Annotated in this window: 5 protein-coding genes; 3 read left to right on the top strand and 2 right to left on the bottom strand. The window is 42.5% G+C overall.

What is annotated here, in order from left to right; genetic code table 11:
• The first annotated feature begins 126 nt into the window (after window positions 1-126).
• A complete protein-coding gene (locus IBX40_10900) occupies window positions 127-399 on the top strand; it encodes a hypothetical protein (protein MBE0524825.1) in 273 nt (90 codons plus the stop codon).
• Here the strand turns inward: IBX40_10900 and IBX40_10895 are convergent.
• Both IBX40_10895 and IBX40_10890 read right to left on the bottom strand, forming a co-directional pair.
• A complete protein-coding gene (locus tag IBX40_10895) occupies window positions 396-1442 on the bottom strand; it encodes a 4Fe-4S dicluster domain-containing protein (protein MBE0524824.1) in 1047 nt (348 codons plus the stop codon). The genes IBX40_10900 and IBX40_10895 overlap by 4 nt on opposite strands.
• A complete protein-coding gene (locus IBX40_10890; GenBank protein MBE0524823.1) occupies window positions 1439-2818 on the bottom strand; it encodes an FAD-binding protein in 1380 nt (459 codons plus the stop codon). Before IBX40_10890 ends, IBX40_10895 begins: the two co-directional genes overlap by 4 nt.
• Before the next feature lie 124 nt (window positions 2819-2942).
• Between IBX40_10890 and IBX40_10885 the strand changes: the two genes are divergently transcribed.
• Both IBX40_10885 and IBX40_10880 read left to right on the top strand, forming a co-directional pair.
• Window positions 2943-4256 (top strand): ATP-binding protein, encoded by a 1314-nt coding sequence (locus tag IBX40_10885; protein ID MBE0524822.1) that lies wholly within the window; start codon window positions 2943-2945, stop codon window positions 4254-4256.
• Window positions 4257-4589: 333 nt separating this feature from the next.
• A complete protein-coding gene (locus tag IBX40_10880; protein ID MBE0524821.1) occupies window positions 4590-5075 on the top strand; it encodes a hypothetical protein in 486 nt (161 codons plus the stop codon).
• Window positions 5076-5170: the final 95 nt, after the last annotated feature.

Genomic DNA, 5170 nt, shown 5'->3' with positions numbered 1-5170 from the left:
TGGAAATTTTTGATTGATTTTTTGTGCCCCAAATTGATACTGGTCCCAAAAATTTTCTAATGATCATGCTCAGTATCCAGCCATATTCAAAAGTCTAATCTATAATAAAATAAATAAATATCAATCATGCCACTTCCACCATTGTGTCCCAAAACCGAAAATAGTCCTTGTTTGGGTGAAACCTGTCCCATGTACACTATTGACTGGCGATCGAAAGATGAATACTGCATGATAGGTTATTACCCGGCAGGTAGCAGGAAAATACTTGGGGAGCCGGTTGTGGATACATATGCCAAGGGCATGAAAGGCATTAATGAAGATGTCACAGACCTGATATCTAAAGATGTCATAAATCGAAAAGATATCCCAGACGATTCTGAAGAGGAATTATGGAGTTAATCCTCACCAATAGACATCCAGATAAGATCTGCAAGATCAAGTACTGTGATTCCTACATCTGAGAGGTTCCTGTAACATAAAGGACATGATGTTACTACATAATCAACGTTCTCGGGTATTTTATCTGCAAGATTTTCTGCTATTGAACCAGATAGTTCAGGATTTCCCAACCTCACACCTCCTCCACCTCCGCAGCAATTAGCCTTGTCCCTGGAATCCTCCATCTCTACTAAAGTACAGATGTTTTCAATGATCTTCCTGGGTGCATCATATATGCCGTGGGTTCTGCCCAGATGACAGGGATCGTGGTATGTGACTGAAATGTCAAGTTTTTTTAATGGTATCTTTTCCAGTCTATCAGCCAGAAATTCAGAAATATGAAGCACATTAAACCCGGGATAATGCTCTTTGAACATGGAGTAGCAGCCTGCGCAGCCCACTATTACTGTATGGGCCCCAGCCTTCTCGACCTGGCTGGAATTGTGTTTAATTAAATCCTTTGCATCCAACCCCAGCCTGAACAGGGGTGAACCGCAGCAGCGTTCATCCTGTAATAAGCATACACCGAATGGTTCCAGGATCCTATATGTGGCATCAGCTGTGTTCTTTTCCCTGTATGACGCAAGACACCCGGCAAAATAGATAAATTCACATTGTTCAGACACTGCCGGCTTTGAGAGCCAGGATGTCCTGGATGATTTATCTCCCAATGAATTACCTGTGTCCTGTATCCGGTTGAGCATCTCCTTTTGATAAGGAGCTATCTGGCCTAGACTGATCAATTTATGCCTGGCCGCCCTTGTGACCTTCTGGGGATCTACCCCAGCAGGGCACTCTGTGACACACTGCTGACAGGTAGTGCAGTTTAAAAGACTATTTAACATACCTTCTGTCGGAGCCAGACCGCTGGCAAGTCCCAGTGCCATCTGCATCCGGCCCCTGGCACCGGCAAATTCCCAGCCCAATACTTTCTGGACAGGGCATACAGTACGGCAGCGTCCGCATCTGACACACTTGACAATATCCTGCAGGTGTTCCTTCATTCAAGTCCCACCTTCTGTGGGTTCATGATGTTATGTGGGTCAAGAGCTTTCTTTATTGAGACCATTACATCGAGACCATTCCCGTGTTCCTGGTTCATGTACACACTGCGGGCACTGCCTATGCCATGTTCCCCTGATACCGTACCCTCAAGAGCTAATGCAGCTTTATGTATATCATCGGCTGCCTGTTTCAATAATTCCCATTGGGTCTTATCAAGGGTATTGATGGCCATGCCTGTATGCAGGTTGCCGTCCCCTGCATGGCCGTAAGTCATTATAGGAATATTGTGTTGTGTGGATATGGTGCGGATCTTTTTAAGCATATCAGGTATGGCAGATAATGGGACTGCTACATCCTCGCCAATATATACACGGGTTTTGCCTGGGTTCAGTCTGGTGACCACAGCCCCGGCCAGTCTACGGGCTGCCCAGATCTCCTGTTGCTCTTCTGGTGAATACGCTATTCTTACATCAAAAGCACCCAGTTGGCTGCAGTAGTCTGCAACCTTTGCGCAATCAGATTCCACACTACAGGGTGCGCCGTCCACCTCAATTAGTAGCAAGGCCTCGCATTCAGGAATATTCAGATCCGGGTCGTAAGTATTGACCGCTTTTATGGTAGTGCGATCCATCAGTTCGCATGCTGAAGGCACGATGCGGTGGCTCATTATGGCAGGGACCGCCCCTCCCGCAGCTTCCAGGTCGTTAAAATGAGCTAACACAACTGCTCTTGCCTCTGGGAGCGGGTGCACCTTCAATCTGGCCCTGGTGATAATTCCCAATGTTCCTTCTGAACCCACCATAAGAGCAGTAAGATCGTATCCTGATGCTGATTTCATTGTCCGACCCCCTGTCCAGATCACTTCACCGTTCGGCATCACCACTTCCAGATCAAGCACGTAATCTGTGACAGTGCCGTATTTCACCGATCTCATCCCGCTACCGCTGTTGGCAATAAATCCTCCCAGGGTACACATCTCGCTGCTGCCCGGGTCTGGAGGGAAAAAGAAGCCGTAGGGCTCCAGTGCCCGGTTCAGGTCTGCATGGATAAGTCCTGGTTCCACCAGGACCTGGAGGTCATTAATATTGATATCTAGCAGCCTGTTCATTCGGCTCATATCCAGCACTATGCCGCCGCATAAGGGCACGGCTCCGCCTGCCAGACCAGTACCTGCACCACGGGGGACTAAAGGTATGTGTTGATTGTTGGCCAGCTTAACGATTTCTGACACTTCTGTTGTGGTGCTGGGCATGACCACGTAGTCCGGTGTAGCTTTTATGTATGAGGCATCTGAGGAATAACAGAATAACTCTGCACTGTCATTAGTAGTGCGTGATGTGGTGACGATGTCCTCGAGCTTTTTTATTAGGGACATTTGTATACAGATGAGTGATTATGATTATTTAAGGTTCTCATAACAAGTTGATGCATATTATTTTATTTTTATGCACAATATTGATGCATAAAATATATATTTGTGTACAGCTCTATATCATATTATGGAAGAAAGGCACAGACTGTTGTTAATCAAACAAAATCCCTGGTGGAAAAATGAAAAAATAATACTGCCTGAGTTTGAAAGAGAACTTCTTGAAGAAGTATTAAATTATGTCAAATATAAACAAATAATTGCAATAATCGGACTAAGACGGGTTGGAAAGACAATATTGCTGAAACAACTCATCAACAGTTTAGACGCACAACATAATAATTTATGTTACATCGCCTTCGATGACATTGATTATCAGAAATATCAGATCGCAGAAGAATTGATCAACTATTTCTTCGAGTTCTCTGATAAAAATAATACGAGATACTTATTCTTAGATGAAGTGCAAAAATTGCCCAACTGGACCGACCTGATAAAAACCTTTTATGATACTGAAGAGAATTTAAAAATATTTGTTTCAGGCTCAGCCAGCCTGGAATTGAACAATTTTAAAGAAACACTGGCAGGGAGGATATTGACATTTAGGATGCCAATATTAACCTTTAGTGAATTTGCGGGGTATTTTGGATGGGAACACAGCCTTGACACAGAGTACATGTTTCGTGAATATGACCTGAAATTTGCTGATAAAAAAGAGCGATATCAAGAATTATTTGCTGACTACCTCATAAAAGGTGGATTTCCTGAACTCCTTGATGTTGATATCAGTGAAAGTGAATTTATTAATAAATACATAAATGAATCTGTGATCGAAAAAGCCATTGCAGACGTGGCCAGACTGACAGGAGAAGATGAAAAGATAATCTATGAACTCTTCAGGTTACTAGCAAATAGCAATGCACAGCTATTTGAAATAGTCAATCTTTCAGGTATTTTGAAAATCAATAGAAATCTGGTATCCAGATATATCACTCTTCTCGAAAAATCGTTCCTGATTAAGGTTTCATATAATTTCACAGCCAGCGTCGCCAAACAGGTAAGATCAAGTAAGAAACAGTATTTCGCCCACAGTTCTATGGTCATTGCACTGCTCGGTTATCCCTTTGAGGTGATACAAACAGAAATTTCAGGACACCTGGTTGAAGGGATTATTGCAAACCATATTGAAAAGTCCGCATTCTGGAGATCGCCACAGAAGGACGAGGTGGATATAGTAACAGCAGAAAAATTGCCCATTGAAGTAAAATACCAGTCAAGTATTACAAATAATGATGTAAGGCCACTGTTGAAATACTGCAGGAAATTCAATGTTGAAAAAGGTATAATAGTTACCAAAGATCTATTTGAAATTCGATGTATTGACAATAAGGAGATTACTTTTATTCCAGCCTGGTTTTTTTTACTTTTAAGAAGGGGATGGTAATACAATTATAAGGAATATATGAAGTTTCAATCCCGATCGGGTTTTCCAATGCGCTGCGACATTAATTCGCCACCATGATCAAGGATTTACGTTTTCTTGCCAATTTTTGGGATAAGGCTTGAAAGAGCTAATTTGGGTATATGGAGGTTATTATCGTCCTGATGTTACTCCTATTATCAATTTATCTATGTGGCACCGTCAGCTAATGTTTTCAGGACTGTTTCAAAAAATGGAACAATTGTTCCACGTCAAATATTTTGGCTGTTCCATCCCAGAATGTTTTGCATGCTGCTTTAAATGGCCGTATGTATGAAATAAAGGAGGAATAATAAGATGAGAAAAATATCGAATATCGGCATCATTGGGATTGCAGGGCTTCTATTGATGATGGCAGTTGCAATCCCGGCAAGTGCAATGCCGGATGGTGGAGGAGCAATCTATAAAATAAATCCGGATGGCACTCAGACCCTTGCAGAAAGTTACAATGGAAGCGCAGTGACAGTAACGGCTACGCTGGATGCTGATGGTAAACTGAAAATTGTCAGAGAAGACGGAAAACCAAAATTATTGGGTGAGCGCTCAATACACAGCATAACACCAGATACACCACTACCGGCTGCAGTTGACACAGGGAACAGCGGTGGAGGTGCTTCTAAAGTAGCTGCTCAGGAAATAGACGCATTGGCAGCAGTCACATATTACTATTCCAGTGCAACTAACAATGTTATAGGTGTTACCTGTTATGCATATTCTGGTAATCTCAATGGATATGCAGGCACGGAAGCCGGTGATAGCTATTGTATGTGGTGGGCTAACTAAAAACAATTGGAAATAAGCTGGTGGGTATAGTGCCCATCAGTATTTTTTTTAAAGGTGAAAATATGAAGATTGAGATCTCTGTTATATTTGTATTT

The organism is Methanosarcinales archaeon (genome assembly GCA_014859725.1).
GTDB lineage: Archaea > Halobacteriota > Methanosarcinia > Methanosarcinales > Methanocomedenaceae > Kmv04.
Note: the sequence above shows the minus strand (reverse complement) of the source record. Positions and strands in the feature narration are given on the sequence as shown.